Below are 19097 nucleotides of genomic sequence, written 5' to 3' on the forward strand. Positions count from 1 at the left end.
TAATGCGCTTTAACACCCTCATTTGCACATGGAGCCGATTGTAATGAAATGGACTGACAGCCAGCGTATCGCTGAAGACCTGTATGATAAATTGCCCGACGTTGACCCGAAAACCATCCGTTTTACCGACCTGATGCAATGGGTCATGGACCTGGATGGCTTTGACGACGAGCCTTCTCATTGCGGCGAAAAAATCCTAGAGGCCATTCAACTGGCCTGGATAGAAGAAGCCGAGTAAATGACTACTTTTCTGCCAGCGTCCATTTTTAAAGCCTACGATATTCGCGGTATCGTCGGCGAGACGCTGACAGAAGACATTGTTTATCAGATCGGCCTGGCGCTAGGCTCCCTGGCGCAAGAACGTGGCGAACACAGCCTGTGTGTCGGCTATGACGGCCGCTTATCCAGCCCCACCCTGGCCGCGGCACTGACGACCGGCATCGTAGACACCGGCACCAATGTGATTGCCTTGGGCATGGTCACCACCCCCATGCTGTATTTTGCAGCGCACTACCTCACAGAAACCAGCAGTGGCGTCATGATGACCGGCAGCCATAATCCACCAGCCTACAATGGCCTCAAAATGGTGATTGCGGGTGAAACCCTCAGCAGTGAGGCCATACAGGCACTCAAACAACGCATCACCCAGCAACAATTTGCACAACCTGCACAACCCGGCAAGCAATCGTTCTACGAGATATATCCAGCTTATCAGGCGGCCATTATTTCTGACATTCAACTGGCACGCCCGATGCGGGTGGTGATGGATTGTGGCAACGGTGTCGCTGGCGCTTATGCACCAGCCCTGTTTAAAGCATTGGGCTGCGAGGTTGAACCTTTGTTTTGTGAGGTAGATGGACACTTCCCCAACCACCATCCAGACCCGGTCGATGCGAAAAACCTGCAAGATGTGATACACACATTACAGACCGGTGAAGCCGAAATAGGCATTGCCTTTGATGGCGATGGCGATCGTTTGGGTGTGGTCACTAAGTCCGGCCAGATTATCCGCAGTGACCGCCAACTGATGCTATTTGTAGAAGACGTGCTGCAAAAACAGCCAGGCAGCAAGGTAGTGTTTGACGTGAAGTCGACACGCCATTTATCACCGTTTATCCGTGAGCACGGCGGCAAACCAGTGATCTGGAAAACCGGCCACTCATTAATGAAAGCCAAAATCAAAGAAACCGGTGCCGCCATCGGTGGCGAGCTCTCCGGCCACCTGTTTTTTAACGATGCCAGGCAAGGTAAGCCCCGCTGGTTTGGCTTTGATGATGGCCTGTATAGCGCAGCACGCCTGCTAGAAATCGTCAGCCACAGCCCCAATGCCAGCGCAGTGCTCGAAGCCTTGCCCGACAGCCTCAACACCCCCGAATTACAGATTGCCATGCAAGAAGGCGAACCGCACGCCTTGATCGCCACGCTGCAACAATCGGCACAATTTGCAGATGCCCTTGAAGTCATCACGATTGATGGCTTGCGTGTGGAATATGCTGATGGCTTTGGCCTGATTCGCGCCTCAAACACCACGCCAGTCCTCACGCTGCGCTTTGAAGCAGAGAGCGAGGCGGCATTAGGCCGCATTCAACTGGCGTTTAAACAAGTCATCCGCCACGCCAATCCAGACTTGAAATTTCCGTTTTAAGCCACCATTGAATGAGCATGGGACATGCTACTCAAAGACTCTACTCGCGCGGGCGCGGCCTGCTCTACACCGTGATCTGGCTGGGCCTTGCTGCATTGGTCTGGTTGCTAGTCGACCGCGTGCAACACCCCAACACCCTAGAACAAATCGGCCAGCAACAAGTGGTCAGCCTCAAGCGCGGGCCAGATGGCCACTACAGTGCCGAGGCGCTGATTAACGGCGAACGCGTACGCGTGCTGGTAGACACCGGCGCCACCGGCGTGGCCATTTCACAAAGTGTTGCTGACCGTTTAGGCCTGGCCAGCCGCGATGCGATTAACACGCACACCGCTAACGGCAATGCCGTGTCTTACCTGGTGCGTTTAAAAACCGTGCAATTGGGCGGAGTGGTTGCGCATGATGTCGCCGCGACGATTTCGCCGGGGCTGGAAGGTGATGCCTTGCTTGGCATGAGCTTTTTAGGCCGAATGGATGTACGCTTGTATCGTGGTGTGATGACCATACGGGATGGTGAGTAATACGCGTGAGCAAGCGGTTTGCCCACGCGCCAGCGATTATGGTGCCTCAGCAGGTAATGGCTTACCTTGTTTGACAAGGGCCACCGCTTGCGCAAACCGTTTATGGAATGTCGTTTCAGTTAAGGTTGTGGCGACATTCACTGTCACACGGCGCTTGGTCACCACAGTCACTTTCGTGTCGTCATCTTTCACCGGTTCTACCCAGGCACCCATCACCGCGCCCCATGACACCAGATTCACGCCACTGCTGGTGAGCATATAGTGCTGGTCTCTATGCTCTTCAATCGCGTCAGCGCCTTCCCATCTGAAGACGGTTTTTGCGATTTCCCAAGCTTGCGCTTCTGTCACGGCATAGTTTTTGGTGGTGCCTTCAGCACCGCTTTGTTTCACTTTAACCACATCTTGCATGGTTGAGCAACCAGCCGCAGTCATCGCTAACGCCACTAACAGGGCGCTGGCAACTCTTCTTTTGATATTCATTGTTATTCTTTCAAATTATTAAGTAAAGATTGTTTAATCCAATCCGGCGTGACATTAGCAGATTTTTAGCAGCAACGCCATGCACTACTTTCTGACGCCATATTCCAGCACAAACCACTGCGGGTTCAGCCCGGCCAGGGGTGCACGCAATGTGGCTAATTCAGCCTCAGGCCCATGCACCTCAATGCGCACCATCTGAGACACTTCGCCCATCTCATGCAAAATCGGGCGCAGGTTTTCAAGATGTGCTAACAAGGCCGCGGCATTTTCAAAGCCTTCGCGGCAATGCGCGAGGTCACCATCAAAGCTAAAGCCATAATACAAACAGCCAGACTCGCGTGCTGACCATGCCACATACTTCTCGCAGATAGCCCGAAAAGCAGCGGCTTTGCCTGGGTGAATCTCAAAGTAGGGGGAAACGGAACAGCAGGTATCTTGGGTAGCCATCACTAACTATCTTTGTTTAATCAATTACTTTGCCAGCTCGGCGCCTTCGACCACGACGCGGAAGAATTGCAATGCCGCCTGGTCCTGGATACGCACGCCAGTCGCCACCGAGCCGCGTTTACCCGGTGCGATACCGCCGGTAATCAGCATGGATCGCGTCTGGTCGACCAAACGTCCGCGGTTATCGTATTGCAACATACGCACCTGCACGCGGCCAACTGGTACGCTGCTATTGTTCTGCACCGCGGCATACACCATGCCGGTGTTATCCGCCAGCGGGCCTGACGGCAAATAACGCGCGGGGTTGCGTGGCAAATCGATGCGCATGGCACGGCCAGCGGCTTCTTTACCGATTTCAGAATCTGAGCTGGCTGCGAGTTGGTAGTGCTGTAAAGCCAGTGAGGTTTCACCGCGGCCTTCGGCAATCTGGCCAAGCAAAGCATAGCCAGGCGCCGTTGGCAGCAAGGCATTGGCTTTTTTCAAGAAAGGCTCAGCCTGCTCTTTTTTGCCATCGTTAAACAGCGCAATCCCGCTTTGGACATAAGGCTTGAAATAGTCAGGCTGCATTTGAATCGCCTTATCGTAAAACGCCAGCGCCTCAGTGGTGTTCTTTTTGGTCAGCGCAATATCCCCCAACAACTCCTGAAAACGCGCTTCGTGCGGCTCGATACTGATGGCTTTTTTGGCCAGGGTTTTGGCTTTTTCTGCATCGCCTTTTTGCAAGGCGGCTTTGCCTTCGTCATAGGCTTTATACGCTTCGCGCGTCGCCATGAGTTTGGCGACTTTTTGCGCATAAACATCTTTGCCCATGTCACCGCCAGCACCTAATTCTGCCAGCGTTTTTTTGTTGTCTTCTACACGTTCTTGTGACGGCGGGTGGCTGGCAAACAGGCCAGAAATAAAATCTTGCCGCTTGCCCTCACTCAAACGCACAAACGTCTCTTGCAAGGTCACAGCCGCAGCCGGGTCATAGCCAGCCAGTTTCATGTACTTCATGCCATAGTGGTCCGACTCTGATTCGGCATCCCGGCCATATTTGCTGGTGATTAACTGCCCGCCCAATTGCGCGCCACCGACCACCAAGTTGGCATAATTAGAGTCACGCGTCGCGAGGCCCACCGCTAGCATGGCGCCTTGCATAAACATGCCACGCTCCATCCCTTTGGCACCATGACGCGCCGCCGCATGCACAATTTCATGCCCTAGCACAGCCGCCAGCTCCGCCTCACTGTGCAACTCATATAACAGGCCACGGTTAAAAGCGATTTTGCCGCCCGGCATCGCCCAGGCATTGGGCACAGAGTCATTGAGCACTACAAACTCATAGGGCAGATCCGGGCGATCAGAGACCGCTGCCAGTTTTTGCCCCACTTGTTGCACGTAGCGAGTGAGTTCTGCATCCAAGGTGTAATCCCCCCCTTGCGATTGGCGCGCCGGACTGTAGTTTTGCTGGCCGAGTTGGATCTCTTTGTCTTGCGAGACAAACTGGAACTCACGCTCTTTGGTCACCGGGTTGACGCCGCAGGCCAGCAAGCCTGCAGACAACACCATCGGGCAGAGAATACTTTTTTTTATCATGGTCATGCAGCCATTTCCCTGTGGCGATAATTACTAAGTAATCACCGTTGGCTGCTGCCTGCCGGTGAGCTGCGGCAATTGTGAAATCTGGTGTGACACAGTAATCAGTTCTGCCAACGCCTCTTGTGCATCCAGCTGCTGTTGCGCGGCATCTTCAGTAAACGCTTCGAGGTAGACGCGAATAGTCGCGCCTTCAGTGCCGGTGCCGGATAAACGAATCACCACCCGCGAGCCGCAAGCGAACAAGATACGCAACCCCTGGCCGGTACTTACGGAGCCATCAACAGGATCTGTATAGCTAAAATCATCGACTGTTTTCACGGTGTAACTGCCAAACACTTGTCCTGGCAGGCTGGAAAATTGCGCCTTGATATGGGCAATGACAGCATTGGCCTGCTCGGTGGGCACGCCTTCGTAATCATGGCGCGAATAGACATTGCGGCCATAAATTTGCCAGTGTTTACGCACCAAAGACTCAACGCTCTCGCCAGTCACCGCCAGCAGATTGAGCCAGCACAACACTGCCCACAAGCCGTCTTTTTCACGTACGTGGTCACTGCCGGTGCCAAAGCTTTCTTCGCCACACAAGGTGACACGGCCAGCGTCCATCAGGTTGCCAAAAAACTTCCAGCCGGTGGGTGTTTCGTAGCAATCTATGCCCAGTTTGGCCGCCACGCGGTCAACCGCGCCGCTGGTTGGCATCGAGCGCGCCACACCAGCCAAGCCTTGTGCATAGGCCGGAATCAGTTTGGCATTGGCCGCGATCAGCGCCAGGCTATCAGAAGGCGTGACAAAAAAGTGATTGCCCAAAATCATGTTGCGATCGCCATCACCATCAGACGCAGCGGAGAAATCGGGCGCTTGCGTGCCGTAGGCAATCTTGACCAGCTCTTCGGCATAGGTCAGATTAGGGTCGGGATGACCGCCACCAAAGGTTTCAGAAACCTCGCAGTTCATCAGGCAGCTGGCCGGGGCGCCCAACTGCTCACCCAAAATCACTTTGGCATACGGCCCGGTGACGGCGTGCATGGCATCAAACTGCAACCGGTGGCCCGCAGCCAGCCAGCGTTTAATCGCGGCAAAGTCAAACATGCTTTGCATGAGCGCAGCGTAGTCAGCCACCGAGTCAATGACTTCAATTTCAAACCCATCCAGCGTGGTCACCCCTATGCTGGACAAATCCACTTCAGGTAAATCAGCCAGTGTGTATTGGGTGATGTTTTTGCTATTGGCAAAAATGGCATCGGTGATTTTTTCGGGTGCCGGGCCACCGTTGCTGGTGTTGTATTTGATGCCAAAATCATCGTCAGGCCCAGCCGGGTTATGGCTGGCCGAGAGAATAATGCCGCCAAAAGTCTGGTATTTACGGATGATATGAGACGCAGCCGGTGTCGACAAAATACCGTGTTGGCCAACCAGCACCTTGGCAAACCCATTGGCCGCCGCCATTTTGATAATGACCTGGATCGCCTCTTTATTAAAAAAGCGTCCATCCCCGCCCAAGGTCAGTGTCGCATTGGCCGGAATCTCCAGCGTGTCAAAAATACTCTGCACAAAGTTTTGCAGGTAATGGGCTTGCTGGAATACGCGTACTTTTTTACGCAGGCCAGATGTGCCTGGTTTTTGATCAGAAAAAGGATGAGTTGCGATAGTTTGAATCGACATAGCCTTGGCTTCTTGAAATGTTAAAAACTCTAAACTTGATTGTATTACAAATCGGTGACAGTTTTGTGTGATAGAGGCTCAAACATCCATGCTTTGTCGCGCGCGACGGCCAATGCCAAAATACAACACCGACAAGCCGACAAGATGACACACCGGCCACCACAAGGCGTTGAATTGCTGCTGCGTAAACGCATAAGCGCCAAGCACGCCGCCAGTCACAAAACCGCCAATCAGGATTAAATACAGGGTTAACCGTCGCCTATCGACGGCTTGACCACGTAAACGCAGACCGAAAGCAATGCCAATATCGGTGAATAATCCAGACACATGTGTCGTGCGCACCACTGCCCCGCTAAAGGTGCTGGTCATCGCATTTTGCAATCCACACGCGGCAGAAGCCAGCCACTGGCCGCTGAGCCAGCCCTGATTAAGTAACAACACCGCCGCTGTGAGCAAGCCTGCTTCTATCCATAATGCCAGGTGATATTGTCTGCCCAGCTTGAGTGCCTCGTGGCCGATGACCATGCCACTGATGATGGCGCCCAGCACAAAAAAGAGCATCACACAGAGCAGATGCAGCACTTGCAAGATATCCCCTTGCATGATTTCAATCGAGAAAAAAGTAGAAATGCCGGTCAGATGCGACACGGCCTGATGACGAAAACCCAGCACGCCGACAGCATTCACAAAGCCCGCATTCATGGCCAGTAAACATCCGCCCAGCTCCACCCAGCGCGGCAAACGCTGCATCATGTCATACCCTCGTTTTTCAACTTGTTGTTGTATGCATTTTACGCTGCCAGCGCAGCAGGACAACAAAAATCACGCGACGCAAAACTACGTAAAATCATGAGCCACTTTTACGGATTCGCTTCAGGGTGGTGTTGAAACACCGGCGTATAGTGAGAGTCATACAAGCACATCAAACATGATGTTCTTAATTAAATAACTCAAGGAGATGATTATGTGGACTAAACCAGCTGCTACTGAAATGCGTTTTGGCTTTGAAGTAACCATGTACGTGATGAACAAGTAATCAGCCTTTGTCTTAAGTCATTAAGATAAGCAAGTTAGGTTGAACAAAAAACCGCCGGTATACGGCGGTTTTTTTATTGCCTGCGGCAGTGAGTTTAAGACAGCTGTGACCACAGCAAGTTGAGGCTCACGCCCATCAAAAAGACGGCAAAAATGCGCTTTAACACCTTGACCGGCAAACGTTTGGTCAGCGCCACGCCAGCGGGGGCAAATAACACGCTGAGCGGGGTAATCAGCATAATGGCGGGCAAATAGAGCAAGCCGAACGAATCTGGTGCATGTGCCGTTTGGCGCACGGCATCTTGTAGATAACTCACCGTGCTCGCCAGCGCAATCGGAAAACCCAATACGGCTGACGTCCCGATCGCCTGCTTCACCGACACATTGCGCATGGCCAGGTAAGGCACCGTCAGCGTACCGCCCCCGATCGACACCAGCGCAGAAATCACACCGATCAACAACGACACCAGGCTGATCTCGACCTTGCCGGGCACTTTGTGCTGCGTCGGTTTGCGGTCCAAAAACAACTGTATGGCAGCAAAAAAAGTAAAGCTGGCAAAAAACAGCGTTAAATAAAACGCATCGAGGTGAATCGCCACCAAGGTTGCCAATAGCGAACCAATAAACGCCATCGGCACCATGGCCCAGACATAGGGCCAGACGATATTCTGATTTTTATGATGCGCCAGTATGCTGGACAGTGAAGTAAAGACGATGCAGGCCATCGAGGTGGCCAGTGCCATATGAAAGGCGGCATCGGCCGAGAAGCCCTTGGCCACCAATATGGCATGCAACATGGGCACCAGCACAATGCCGCCGCCTATGCCCAGCAAGCCAGACAGCACGCCGACCACCACGCCAATCAGGCAGAACAACGCATACTGCTCAAAAAATAGTTGTATCCAGTCCATGCGACACTCATCCGTTAAAAGCGCAACAGTATACCTGCTGAATGCAGGCGCTTTCTCTGCTTTTTATATTTATGATTTTTGTTACAATAATCAAATGAATGACCATCAAACCAAAAAAGCAGGCGGCAAACGGTTGGGCGCAGGCCGCAAATCGGGCTCTGGTGTATATCAGGAAGCCACCACCGTCATGCGCGTGCCTGTCAGCCAAAAAGCGGCACTCAGTCAACAGCTTAGCCGTTATGCCCGACAGCAGCAACAGCGCAAACAGCTGGATAGCCCGCACGCCTTTACACAGCTCGAACACCCAATACAAGCGATCGCGTTGCCGCTCTATCAATCAAAAGTACCGGCGGGGTTTCCCTCTCCGGCCGATGATCATGTTGAACTGCGCTTGGATCCGACTACCTATTTGATTGACCAGGCAGATTCAACGTTTTTTGTCACCATACAAGGTGAGTCGATGATAGAAGTGGGATTAATGCCGGGAGACAAGGCGGTGGTAGATCGAGGAAAATCAGCAGTGATCGGTGATATTGTGCTGGCGATGATAGATGGTGAATTCACCATTAAAACGCTGGCCAAACAAGCAGATGGCACGCCAAAGTTGATGCCTGCAAACGCATCTGGCCGCTATGCGCCACTCCTGATTCAGCCACCCATGCAGTTTGAAGTGTGGGGCGTGGTGATCGGCTCGTTCAGGCGCTTTAGATAAACAAAAACCCGGTGCCCATGCATGATGGACAACCGGGCTGTCTGAACGCAAATGAATTATTTGTTCATCACGTACATGGTGACTTCGAAACCGAAACGCATTTCGGTAGCAGCTGGTTTAGTCCACATAATGATCTCCTTGTTTGATTTCCCGAACCGACCCCATGTCTGGCTCGTGTGAAAGTATTATCGGCCCAAGCCCCAACAATCCTGCTATTGCGGATCATGAACAGTGTTTAGGGAATTTCATGAAACACCCCTCATACAAATGAATATGCCAGCCTCTTATCAAGCAGCCATCACGGCGATCGCACTGGTCGATGTGAATAATTTTTACGTCAGCTGCGAGCGTGTGTTTAACCCCAAACTGCGCGGGCGCCCAGTGGTGGTGCTCAGTAATAACGACGGCTGCATTATCTCGCGCAGTGCAGAAGCCAAGGCACTGGACATCGCTATGGGCGCGCCGTGGTTCAAAGTGCGCAAGTATGCCGAGCAAGAGGGGGTGATTGCCTACTCCTCGAATTATGCCTTGTACGCGGACATGAGCAACCGCGTGATGTCGGTGTTGCGGCAATTTAGCCCGTCACAAGAGGTGTACTCGATTGACGAGTCGTTTCTCGACCTTAGTGCGTTTTCCATACGTGACTTGACGGCTTATGCGCAACAACTCAGGCAAACGGTGCTACAAGCCACTGGCTTGCCAGTCTGCGTTGGGATTGCCAGCAGCAAAACCCTGGCAAAACTGGCTAACCATTGCGCCAAACAACAAGCCGCCCTCAATGGCGTCTGTCATTTCAATACGCTGTTGCCTGCCGCTCTGGACGACACGTTGCGCAACATCGACGTCAGCCATGTCTGGGGCATCGGCCGGAATTTGAACAAGCAGTTGCATGCGGCAGGCATTCATAGCGCCTATGACCTCAAGATGAGCGATGCGGCGACCATGCGCAAAGCATTTAACGTGGTGATGGAGAAAACCATACGTGAACTCAACGGCACTGCCTGCCTGTCGCTAGAGCAAGTACGCGGCCCGCAACAGCAGATTTTGAGTACGCGCAGCTTTGGCCAGGCGGTGCGCGACCTGCAAAGCTTGGAAGAAGCCGTCACGCTATACACCACGCGTGCAGGCGAAAAGCTGCGCAAGCGTCAATTGTATGCTGGCAGCATTTACGTCTACATCCGCACCAGCCCGTTTCGTGAGGCCCACCGGCAATACGACAATCACTTGCGTCTGCCGCTGCATACGCCCACCAACGATACCTTAAAGTTGGTGCAGGCCGCCCTGACAGCGCTGCGACAGATTTACCGCCCGGGTTACGATTATATGAAAGCAGGCGTCTCGCTCGGTGAACTGGTGACAGTGGAGGCGCAGCAACAGGACTTGTTCCACACTGATGTGTCGCACGAAAAAGCAGGCCGCTTGATGCATGCGTTGGACACCATCAACCATAAAATGGGCCGGGCCACACTCAAACTGGCCAGCGAAGGTGTACAACGCCAGCAGCCCTGGCGTATGAAACAGGCACATAAAAGCCCGGCTTATACCACCTGCTGGGATGCGCTGTTAGCGGTTGACTAAGCCGAGGCTGGCGTTAACCTTTTTTGGACAACGACACCGAGCTAAAGGTCACCGCGCTGATCACCAGCATGGCCCCGAGCAACTGCGCATGGTTAGGCGGCACATGCTCAAACGCCGCAATCACCATGGTCGTTACCGGCACCAGGTTCATAAAAATCGCCGCTTTTGAGGGCCCCAGGTTGGAGATGCTAGCATTCCAGAATAGATAAGCCAACACCCCACCGCCTAGCGACATCATCAATAAAGCAGACCCGGCATGGATGGTCGGCATCACAACATGATCGCCATGCATGATGGCAGCGATGGTCAACGCCAGCGCGCCTACCGTCATGATGCCCGCCGTGTTGGCAATGCCACTTACCTTGTTTGGCATCATTTTTTTAACCAGCACGTTATATAGCGCCCAATTGAGCGAGGCAATCAGGATGTAAACGTCGCCAAGCGCAATCTTCAGTTGCGCACCCGCGCCCAACACCACAATCGCCACACCGGCAATGCCTACCGGGAAAGCGATCCACTGCTGCTTGCTGGGTTTGTCACGCAGAATCACATAGCCCAGCACAGCGGTTAACAACGGATTCAAGGCCATAATCAGCGCGCCATTGATGGCAGAAGACGTTTCCATGCCCAGAAAGAAAAACAGGTTAAAGCCAAACACGCCCACCACGCCCAGCGTCAAATATGCTTTCCAATGCTGGAGAGGCACGGTCTCTCTTCTGGTTTGTGCAATCAACAGCATCACAGCGGCAGCCAGCACGTAGCGGCTGGCACCTGCCACATAAGGGCCCATTTCAGCAATGACCGGGCGCGCCAGGTTGAAATTGGCGCCCCAGAAAATAGCAGCCATGGTGGCCATCCAATAAGTTTTAAAGTAATTCATTGGGGTTCTCTATGACTGCTCAATATAGTCAGTCAATCTCTCTCAAGTAACATCAGCAGGCGTTATAGCCTGCGCGTACGGCAGCCGTCAATTCTTTTGGCACTTAAACAGGCGATGACGTGCACGCTGCGTACGCTTGCGTTGGCACACGCAACCATGCACTTACAAACACTGATAATTACCCTTGTGTCTGCAACAACTGGATCAGCGCCGTTGCCGCCAAAGCCGATGAGGCTGGATTTTGGCCGGTAATCAACAAGCCATCTTCAACCACATACGGCTGCCAATCAGGCCCTTTTGAATAGTGCCCACCATGATTCACCAGCATATCTTCGACCAAAAAAGGCACCACATTGGTCAACTCAACCGCCGCTTCTTCAGTATTAGTGAAGCCAGTGACTTTTTTGCCCGCCACTAACGGGCGGCCATCTGGCTGTGTGACATGACGCAAAACCCCTGGCGCATGACAGACCAGCGCAACGGGTTTGCCTGCCTGCAATGTCGACTCGATCAAGGTCATGGAGTGTTTATCCTCTGCCAGATCCCACAACGGACCATGGCCACCTGGGTAAAAGACCGCATCAAACGGCTCATGTGACACCGTGTGTAATGGCACGGTGTTTGCCAAGGCTTTGCCTGCCTCTGCATCGGCTTCAAAGCGTTTGGTGTCTGCGGTTTGAAAAGCAGGGTCATTACTTTTCGGATCCAGTGGCGGCTGCCCGCCTAGAGGTGACGCCAGTGTTAACTGCGCACCGGCAGCCTTAAACGCGTAATAAGGTGCCGCCAGCTCTTCCAGCCAAAAACCGGTTTTGAGGCCAGTGTTGCCCAAGGTGTCATGCGAGGTCAGTACTATCAGAATATTCATTTCAACGCTCCTTTAGAATTAAGTGATTTGGTGTAGCCATCATGAACGCTTTGATTCCATTTTTTAAATTTATTATGTATATTTAAGATATTTTCAATATGAATAACTAAATGCGTTACGACCTGAATCTGCTAAGAGTATTTATTGCGCTGATGGAAGAGCGCAGCGTGACGCGCGCGGCCGACCGTCTTGGCATTACACAGCCAGCGCTGTCAAATGCATTGAACCGATTGCGGGAGAGTCTGCAAGACCCGCTGTTTATTCGTGAGCGTTATGGGATGCAACCGACACAAAAGGCGGAGGCATTAGCGCCGGTGATTATGGGCGCGATCGGCCAACTGGACGAAATCGTGCTGGAGCAGCAGGCCTTTGACCCGACCCATGCCAACCTGCTGTTTACCATTGCCCCCAATAGTTATGTCGAATATGTGCTGATTCCGGCGGTGGTTGCAAAACTGCGGCTATTGGCACCAGGCATCAAGCTGCGCATTATTCCTTATGGTAACGACCTGGCTGAAACCGGCGTTAGCGCTGGTAGCACCGCGCTGGTCATGGGGCGCTTTGTCGACCCGCCGGATAACCTGATTGTGCAGCACCTGATGGATGACAGGCTGGCGTGTGTGGTGCGCGCCGATCATCCAACCATCGGTGATGAGATCAGCAAAGCACAATATGAGCAGCTAAAACATGTGAATGTATTGCCGCCCGGCCGTATGCGCGCCGGGCTGTTTCAGGCGCTGGACCGACAGGGGTTAAAACGTGAAGTGGCGGTGTCGGTGACGCATTTTCTCTCGGTGCCAGAGGTGATTGCCGTCACCGATTATTGCACCACGCTGCCGATTCAGATTTGTCGCCGCCTGGCCAATGATGCACGCTTAAAAATCCTGCCCACCCCAGTCGACCTCGGCACGTTTCCCGTGGATATGGCCTGGCATGTCAGATACCGGCATGACCCGGCGCACCGCTGGCTACGCGCATTAATTGAAGAAGTGGCGCGTACGCTCTAGACAATATCCAGGCAGGCCCTAGCCAGCATCAATCAAGCCATGCTTCATCGCCAGCCGCACCATTTCCACCGGGCTGTTGACCGATAACTTCTGCTTGATCAGCGTGTAATAATTAGCCACCGTTTTCTGGCTAATTTTGAGCATGTCAGCGACCTCTTCCACGCGCTTGCCTTCAGCCAGCAGCCTAAACACCTCAAACTCGCGTGAGGTGAGTTGCTGCAAGGGATTGCTTTCGCCAATCAAGGTTTGCAAAGCCACTTTTTGTGCCACATCCTGACTTAAAAAGGTGCGGCCTTTAGACACATCCAACACCGCTTGCACCAAATCCTCTGCCACACCAGTTTTAGTCACATAGCCTTTGACGCCGGTTTTAAGTGCTTGCGCCGCAAACGACACCGCCTCATGCATGGAGAAAATCACGATTCTGGCTTGCGGATAGCGTTGCAAAATGCGTTTGGCGGCCTCCAGCCCCCCCATGCCAGGCATGGAAATATCCATCAGCATTACATCGGGCAATATTTCGCCATAAACCTGATAAGCCGCTTCACCAGTATCGGCCTCGGCCACGATTTCAATCGATTTATGGCTCTCTAGCAGGCGACGTAACCCTGAACGCACCACGGTGTGATCATCCACCAACACTACTTTGACTGTCATGTCACTGCTTCCTGAAATGCTTCTGTTGTATGAAAACGAACCTCAATGCGGGTGCCCTGTCCGGGCGCGCTGATAATATTCATATTGCCCATTAAACCTTCCACGCGCTCTTGCATACCCGCCAGGCCATAACCACGGCTTTGCACACTGGTATCAAAGCCGCGCCCGTCATCCTCTATCATCAAATACAGGCCTTGCGCGTCTTCCGTCACCTCTATGGTCACGCGAGTAGCCGCCGCATGCTTGCTGATATTGGTCAGGCACTCCTGCAAAATCCGGTAGACCGTCACCGAGATGGCTTCATCGGGTTGCGCCAGATGGTTGGAAATGGCATTGACCACCATGATGCCGCGATGACGGTCGCGCCAGTGATGAATCAGCTCGGCCAGTGCGAGGCTTAGCCCTAACTCATCCAGTACGCGCGGGCGCAGACGTGCCAGAATATCCTGAATCGTCACCATCATCTGCCGCGTAATCTGCGCAATCGCCTGCGCGCTTTCACGCGCCACACTGAGTTTTTTCGCCGCCACCAGCGCACTCGCATCCACATGCACCGCCGTCAGATACTGGCCAATTTCATCATGCAGGTCACGCGCCAGTTTTTTACGCTCTTCTTCTTGCAAATGAATAATCTGCTGCGTTAAACGGTGGTTGTTGCGTATGCTTTGCTCCAGCGTACTGGCCATGCTGTTAAATTTGTCGCTGATTTCACTCAGTTCAATTTGCTCAAATCCGGGCAGACGGCTTTGATATTCCCCACGCTCAATCTGGTTCAGACCATGAATAATCTGCTTCACCGGCTTAAAGGTCGCGCGCACCGTCCAATACACAAACAGCAACACGCTGAGGCCAAACAAGCCAACAATCGCCAGCAAGCCAGAGGTGTCATCCCAGATTTCGCGCAACTCAAAACTGGGGTCAGGCGTAATCACCAGCTCGCCAATAAAGCGCCCGTTGAGGATAATATTTTTGCGTTTGGGTTCATTGAGCACACTGGAAATATCCAGCAGGCGCACAAACCATGTCGGCGGGTCTTCGCCTGCATGCGCCATGCGCGTGGTGCGGTTAGACTCGCGCAACCGGCCATTCATATCAAAAAAATCCACCTTCAAGTGGCGGATATTGGTTAACTCATCCAGCCGAAAAATATTGGTTTGGCCGTCTTCTTGATGATTTAACCAGCCAAAATCCGTCATGTAATGCGCGATTTCGGCATCCAGCAAATGCATGACCAGATTGGTACTGGAATCCACCTCGGCCAACACGTCTTCACGTGCGTTTTTCACCACCGACACCGCCCAGGTCAGTAACAACCCAAGCAATAACAAGGTGATGATCAGATTGAGTTTGAACTGAAGACTGAGAGATTTCATCATGCTGTGGGGATTTTAAAGTCGATTGGCCAAAAACTGTCGGGAATTTTTCCCGATTCACCTCCCTGCTCCGCAGGGACCCCACATTATAGGCGGACTACTTCTAAGTGACGTCGTCAGCGGCCGACTAGCGAATGACTACCCCCCAAGGCAAGCTGCCAACGGCGATATCTTTGAGTGTTGTATTGGTCTGCGTATCAATCACCGACACGCTATTGCTGCGGCCATTGGCGACATAGAGTTTTTTGCCATCTGGCGTCAGTGCCATGTTCCAGGGGCGCTGGCCGACAGCAACTGTTGCAATCACCTGGCGGCTGACCGTGTCGATGACGCTGATATTGTGGTCGCCGCCATTACTCACATAAATGCGGCTGCCATCAGCATTCACTTTGACACCATTAGAACGCAAGCCGACCTTGATATTGGCCTGCACTTTCCAATCGGCGGTGGAGACAATTTCAAGCACACTGGCGGCTTCGTTGGCGACGTAGGCCCATTTGCCATCCGGGCTAAAACCGATGCCGCGCGGGTGTTTGGTTGCTGCGATCAGATGCGCAGACTTGCGCGTATTCAGATCAATGACATCCACATCATTGCTTTCTTCATTGCTGGCCAATAACCATTGCTGGTCGGGCGAAAACACACAATGCTCGGGGTTTCTGCCCTGGGTGTTGACGGTGTATTTAACTTTGTTGGTCTGTAAATCCACCAGCGCGACGGCGTTCTCTTCTTCCAGACAGGCGGCCAGCCATTTACCATCCGGTGAAATATCGATACCCTCGGGTTCGTCGCCGACCTTGATCAAAGCGACTTGCTTGCCTTGCTGGGTATCGATCACGGCCACGGCATTTTTATCACGCACCACCACATACAGCTTTTGATTGCTTGGGTGTATGGCTGCCGCCTGAATTTTTTTACCTAACCTACCCTTGGCTGGCAGGCGGTTGACGACGGCATCGGTCGCCGTATCAATGACGGAGACTGTGCCATCTTTTTCGTTGGGCACATACGCGTAAGGTTGGGAATAAGCAGAGAAAGAGGTCGCGGCCAACGCGACGGCGAAAAGCAGCGGTTGCAGGGTGTGTTGCATAGAGTGTCCTTTAAAAAAATCGACCAGTTGCTGCAACAACTGGCCCGAACATGGAGATATACTTTATGCAAATCAATTAAAATCAGCAATTTAAATTGACAGTTGCATCTTAAAACATCAAACGGCCACCGCCATAGTGGCAGCCTTCCTGATTTTGTTAGGATAAATTCCCGACGCGGCCATCATGGCAAGCGCGAGCCGATAAATTGACCAAACGCGCGCGGTTGTGCACCAACGGCAATGGTTTTTTTCAGCACCAGACGCTCACTGTCAATCACCGCAATCACGTTTTCCATCCAGCTCGCCACTAACACTTGCTCGTGCTCCGCATCAAAAGCAATGCCTTCCGGCGTGCCCGGCACCCGAATCTTGCGTATGGTTTGGCGCGTCGCGAGGTCAATCACACTCACGCTATCGTCGCCGGTGTTGGTCACAAACAGGCGCTGCCCACGCGGGTCTACCGCCACGCAATATGGGTGCTCGCCCACTGCAAGTGTCGCCACCACCTGATGGCTGCGCGTCTCAATCACGCTGACCGTATTTGCGTACACATTGACCACAAAGAGCTGCTGGCCATCGGCACTTAAATACAAGCCAAACGGATGCTGACCCACCTTGATGCGCAAGCGCTCTTTGTTGATACGGGTATCAATCACACTCACATCATTGCTGTCGCGGTTGGCAACATACAAGGTGCTGCCATCCAGACCCAGCTGCAAGCCGCCCGGCGCTTGCCCGACCTGTATGTTGGCTAACACTTGCCCACTATCGGCAGCCAGCACCAGCAAATGATCGTGATACCAGTCAGCCACGTATAGATGCTGACCGGTATGACTCACGGCAAGGCCCACAGGGGCGATCGGTAACGCCATGGTGCGCATCACCTGCTGGCTGGACATCTCAATCACAGACAGCGAACGGCCTTCAACATTACTCACATACACCTTGTGCTGATGATGATCGACAGCCACGCCGACCGGCGCCTTGCCGACGGCCACAGTACTCAGCACTGTGTGCTGCTGCAGATCGACGACCGATACCGTATGCTCACCCTGGTTAGTGATATAAGCGAATTCTGCGGCCTGCACACATATGGCAACACTCAACCACCCTAAGGCCGACGCCATCTTTAACAGCCTCAAAACGGCACTCCACTCCTGGCTTTTGCTTTTTAAGCGATGACTCACTATAGGGAATTATCTGTCTGGCGGCGTGAGACAGTCTCCTGCAACCAGCAGGGATTTTTTCACGCTGACGTGGGATAGGCTAAGACGCTTGAGTCAGGCCTTGCCATCAGGTTGCAGCGGTGGTTTTTTGCGAGAAATGGGCATTGATGGCTGACATATCCAAGGCTTGCCACATGCGCAGATGATGCTGTAGCTCGTGCGCCAGCATGGCACCGCGCATCATATCTACCACCACCCGTTCACGTATCACCATCAGCGCGGGCACTTGCGTTACCTGAAAGTTGGCGGCTAACTCTGTTGCCACATCGACATCGGCGGTGGCAAAAGCAATGGCAGGCGTTTGCGCCGCAACGTCGGCAAACACGGGCGCAAATGTCTGGCAGGGGTCACACCATTGCGCGGTGAACAACACCACCAAAAAGTCATGGCCAGCCACCTGCTGATTAAACGCCGCCTGGCTGTCAATGGAATAGAGATTGTTTGTCTTCATGGCACATCCTTAGAGGGGTTGCCTGCCTGCGGCAGGCGTTTAATCACGCCCAGTGTCCAGTGTTGCGGCCCGGCAATACTCTGCGAGCAGCCTAGCTCAGCCACGGGCGCCTGCGCGTTAAGCACATGGCGGGTATGGTCTGCGGTTTGCACTTGCATAAACCAGCGGTCTACCCACACCTCAACATCACCGACCTGGTCCGTCATGGCCGCTGCGGTCAGTTGCAGCGAAATCAGTTGGCCGCCATGGGCGAGGCACAAGCTATCGTCAGTTTCGCTCAACGTGACCCAGTCAGCCTCCGTGGCAGCAATCGCCGTGTGGCAAACACACAGCAGCCAGAAGCTGGCTGCTAATCTCGCCAGATACGTTAGGCGCACAAGGTTGACCCGATGCGTTTAAACAAAGGGCGTACACTGGCACAGACTTTTTTGCGCCAGCCGCTTTGATTGGCCGCGGCGTTCTGGCGGCCCTCTTTCAAGCCCTGCAAGCCCTCTTTCACAAAACTATCTACGGCAGTTTTGGCCGACTCATCATCTTGCCCCGCTGGCGGTTCATTGCCGGTAAATGCGCGGTAATAACGGGCTGTCCACACCACTTTGGCGTTGCTACCATCAGCCAAAACCTTGATCTTGCCGTTGAGTGAACTCACTGGCAGCGCTTCGAGGTCAATGTCGCCAGACAAGCGGTAAGCCACCGTCATGTCTGCGGCAGACACTTCGTCGATCTCTTGTAGCAACTGCTTGCCATTGTTGAGGGTGATTTTTTGCTGCTTGTCGCCCACAGCCTCACAGGCGGTGACTTGTGGGTGCCATTGCGCCAAGGCACAGGGCGCGCTAATACGCTGCCAAACGGCTTCAGCCGTAGCATTCACCGCGATGGACTCATCTGTTTTTTGCGGGGTAGGCCCATGCGCCCACACGTTCGCGCTCAACAGCATTGTTATCCCCAATAAAGACCACTTCATGTTTACTCCTTGTTA

23 protein-coding genes are annotated in these 19097 nt (G+C 53.2%); 7 read left to right on the forward strand and 16 right to left on the reverse strand.

All coding sequences use genetic code 11. The annotated features are described in order from the left end of the window. Positions 1-43: 43 nt before the first annotated feature. From iscX to E6Q52_RS06845, 3 genes are read left to right on the forward strand one after another with little or no spacing between them, the layout of a single operon-like run. Positions 44-238: a Fe-S cluster assembly protein IscX gene (gene iscX, locus E6Q52_RS06835; protein ID WP_292820251.1), complete on the forward strand. Its 195-nt coding sequence runs from the start codon at positions 44-46 to the stop codon at positions 236-238. Continuing rightward, positions 239-1645, forward strand: coding sequence for a phosphomannomutase/phosphoglucomutase (locus tag E6Q52_RS06840; RefSeq protein ID WP_292820253.1), 1407 nt, complete (start codon positions 239-241; stop codon positions 1643-1645). Between the two features lie 11 nt (positions 1646-1656). Continuing rightward, complete coding sequence (locus E6Q52_RS06845; RefSeq protein WP_292820256.1) at positions 1657-2163, forward strand: retropepsin-like aspartic protease; 507 nt, start codon at positions 1657-1659, stop codon at positions 2161-2163. Between the two features lie 36 nt (positions 2164-2199). On the opposite strand, the gene E6Q52_RS06850 is transcribed toward E6Q52_RS06845, so the two are convergent. The 5 genes from E6Q52_RS06850 to E6Q52_RS06870 all read right to left on the reverse strand — a co-directional run bounded on the left by E6Q52_RS06850 (position 2200) and on the right by E6Q52_RS06870 (position 7086). Next, positions 2200-2643, reverse strand: a complete 444-nt coding sequence (locus E6Q52_RS06850; RefSeq protein WP_292820259.1) for a hypothetical protein — start codon at positions 2641-2643, stop codon at positions 2200-2202. An 84-nt stretch (positions 2644-2727) separates the two neighbouring features. Beyond that, entirely contained in the window at positions 2728-3090 is a 363-nt protein-coding gene (locus E6Q52_RS06855) for an antibiotic biosynthesis monooxygenase (protein ID WP_292820262.1), read from the reverse strand. Positions 3091-3114: 24 nt separating this feature from the next. Further along, a complete protein-coding gene (locus E6Q52_RS06860; RefSeq protein WP_292820358.1) occupies positions 3115-4668 on the reverse strand; it encodes a M48 family metalloprotease in 1554 nt (517 codons plus the stop codon). Between the two features lie 33 nt (positions 4669-4701). Further along, the gene (locus E6Q52_RS06865; protein ID WP_292820265.1) at positions 4702-6333 is read right to left on the reverse strand and encodes an alpha-D-glucose phosphate-specific phosphoglucomutase; all 1632 of its coding nucleotides are present in this window, start codon (positions 6331-6333) and stop codon (positions 4702-4704) included. 78 nt (positions 6334-6411) lie between these two features. Further along, the gene (locus E6Q52_RS06870; protein WP_292820268.1) at positions 6412-7086 is read right to left on the reverse strand and encodes a YoaK family protein; all 675 of its coding nucleotides are present in this window, start codon (positions 7084-7086) and stop codon (positions 6412-6414) included. Positions 7087-7297: 211 nt separating this feature from the next. Between E6Q52_RS06870 and pqqA (E6Q52_RS06875) the strand changes: the two genes are divergently transcribed. After that, complete coding sequence (gene pqqA, locus E6Q52_RS06875) at positions 7298-7369, forward strand: pyrroloquinoline quinone precursor peptide PqqA (protein ID WP_081624291.1); 72 nt, start codon at positions 7298-7300, stop codon at positions 7367-7369. 94 nt (positions 7370-7463) lie between these two features. Here pqqA (E6Q52_RS06875) and E6Q52_RS06880 read toward each other — a convergent pair whose 3' ends face one another. Further along, the gene (locus tag E6Q52_RS06880; protein ID WP_292820271.1) at positions 7464-8279 is read right to left on the reverse strand and encodes a sulfite exporter TauE/SafE family protein; all 816 of its coding nucleotides are present in this window, start codon (positions 8277-8279) and stop codon (positions 7464-7466) included. Positions 8280-8373: 94 nt separating this feature from the next. Between E6Q52_RS06880 and E6Q52_RS06885 the strand changes: the two genes are divergently transcribed. Then, complete coding sequence (locus E6Q52_RS06885) at positions 8374-8991, forward strand: LexA family transcriptional regulator (RefSeq protein ID WP_292820274.1); 618 nt, start codon at positions 8374-8376, stop codon at positions 8989-8991. 56 nt (positions 8992-9047) lie between these two features. Here E6Q52_RS06885 and pqqA (E6Q52_RS06890) read toward each other — a convergent pair whose 3' ends face one another. Continuing rightward, a complete protein-coding gene (gene pqqA / locus E6Q52_RS06890; protein ID WP_081624291.1) occupies positions 9048-9119 on the reverse strand; it encodes a pyrroloquinoline quinone precursor peptide PqqA in 72 nt (23 codons plus the stop codon). Positions 9120-9264: 145 nt separating this feature from the next. Here pqqA (E6Q52_RS06890) and E6Q52_RS06895 point away from each other — a divergent pair, with 145 nt between their 5' ends. Beyond that, positions 9265-10569: a Y-family DNA polymerase gene (locus E6Q52_RS06895; protein WP_292820277.1), complete on the forward strand. Its 1305-nt coding sequence runs from the start codon at positions 9265-9267 to the stop codon at positions 10567-10569. 13 nt (positions 10570-10582) lie between these two features. Here E6Q52_RS06895 and E6Q52_RS06900 read toward each other — a convergent pair whose 3' ends face one another. After that, on the reverse strand, positions 10583-11449 hold the full coding sequence (locus E6Q52_RS06900) for a DMT family transporter (protein WP_292820280.1): 867 nt from the start codon (positions 11447-11449) through the stop codon (positions 10583-10585). Positions 11450-11627: 178 nt separating this feature from the next. Further along, positions 11628-12314 (reverse strand): type 1 glutamine amidotransferase domain-containing protein, encoded by a 687-nt coding sequence (locus E6Q52_RS06905; RefSeq protein WP_292820283.1) that lies wholly within the window; start codon positions 12312-12314, stop codon positions 11628-11630. A gap of 110 nt (positions 12315-12424) precedes the next feature. Here E6Q52_RS06905 and E6Q52_RS06910 point away from each other — a divergent pair, with 110 nt between their 5' ends. Continuing rightward, entirely contained in the window at positions 12425-13321 is an 897-nt protein-coding gene (locus E6Q52_RS06910) for a LysR family transcriptional regulator (RefSeq protein ID WP_292820286.1), read from the forward strand. A gap of 18 nt (positions 13322-13339) precedes the next feature. On the opposite strand, the gene E6Q52_RS06915 is transcribed toward E6Q52_RS06910, so the two are convergent. The 7 genes from E6Q52_RS06915 to E6Q52_RS06945 all read right to left on the reverse strand — a co-directional run bounded on the left by E6Q52_RS06915 (position 13340) and on the right by E6Q52_RS06945 (position 19082). Then, positions 13340-13978 (reverse strand): response regulator transcription factor, encoded by a 639-nt coding sequence (locus E6Q52_RS06915; protein ID WP_292820289.1) that lies wholly within the window; start codon positions 13976-13978, stop codon positions 13340-13342. Then, on the reverse strand, positions 13975-15354 hold the full coding sequence (locus E6Q52_RS06920; protein ID WP_292820292.1) for an ATP-binding protein: 1380 nt from the start codon (positions 15352-15354) through the stop codon (positions 13975-13977). Before E6Q52_RS06920 ends, E6Q52_RS06915 begins: the two co-directional genes overlap by 4 nt. 124 nt (positions 15355-15478) lie before the next feature. Further along, positions 15479-16441, reverse strand: a complete 963-nt coding sequence (locus E6Q52_RS06925) for a beta-propeller fold lactonase family protein (RefSeq protein ID WP_292820295.1) — start codon at positions 16439-16441, stop codon at positions 15479-15481. Between the two features lie 182 nt (positions 16442-16623). Beyond that, positions 16624-17568, reverse strand: coding sequence for a YncE family protein (locus tag E6Q52_RS06930; protein ID WP_292820298.1), 945 nt, complete (start codon positions 17566-17568; stop codon positions 16624-16626). Between the two features lie 166 nt (positions 17569-17734). Then, on the reverse strand, positions 17735-18118 hold the full coding sequence (locus tag E6Q52_RS06935) for a thioredoxin family protein (RefSeq protein WP_292820300.1): 384 nt from the start codon (positions 18116-18118) through the stop codon (positions 17735-17737). Continuing rightward, positions 18115-18495, reverse strand: coding sequence for a hypothetical protein (locus E6Q52_RS06940; RefSeq protein WP_292820302.1), 381 nt, complete (start codon positions 18493-18495; stop codon positions 18115-18117). Before E6Q52_RS06940 ends, E6Q52_RS06935 begins: the two co-directional genes overlap by 4 nt. Next, a complete protein-coding gene (locus tag E6Q52_RS06945) occupies positions 18486-19082 on the reverse strand; it encodes an SRPBCC family protein (RefSeq protein WP_292820304.1) in 597 nt (198 codons plus the stop codon). The genes E6Q52_RS06940 and E6Q52_RS06945 overlap by 10 nt, the downstream gene beginning before the upstream one ends. Positions 19083-19097 lie beyond the last annotated feature (15 nt).

The sequence above is a fragment of the Methylophilus sp. genome (genome assembly GCF_008015755.1).
Lineage (GTDB): Bacteria > Pseudomonadota > Gammaproteobacteria > Burkholderiales > Methylophilaceae > Methylophilus.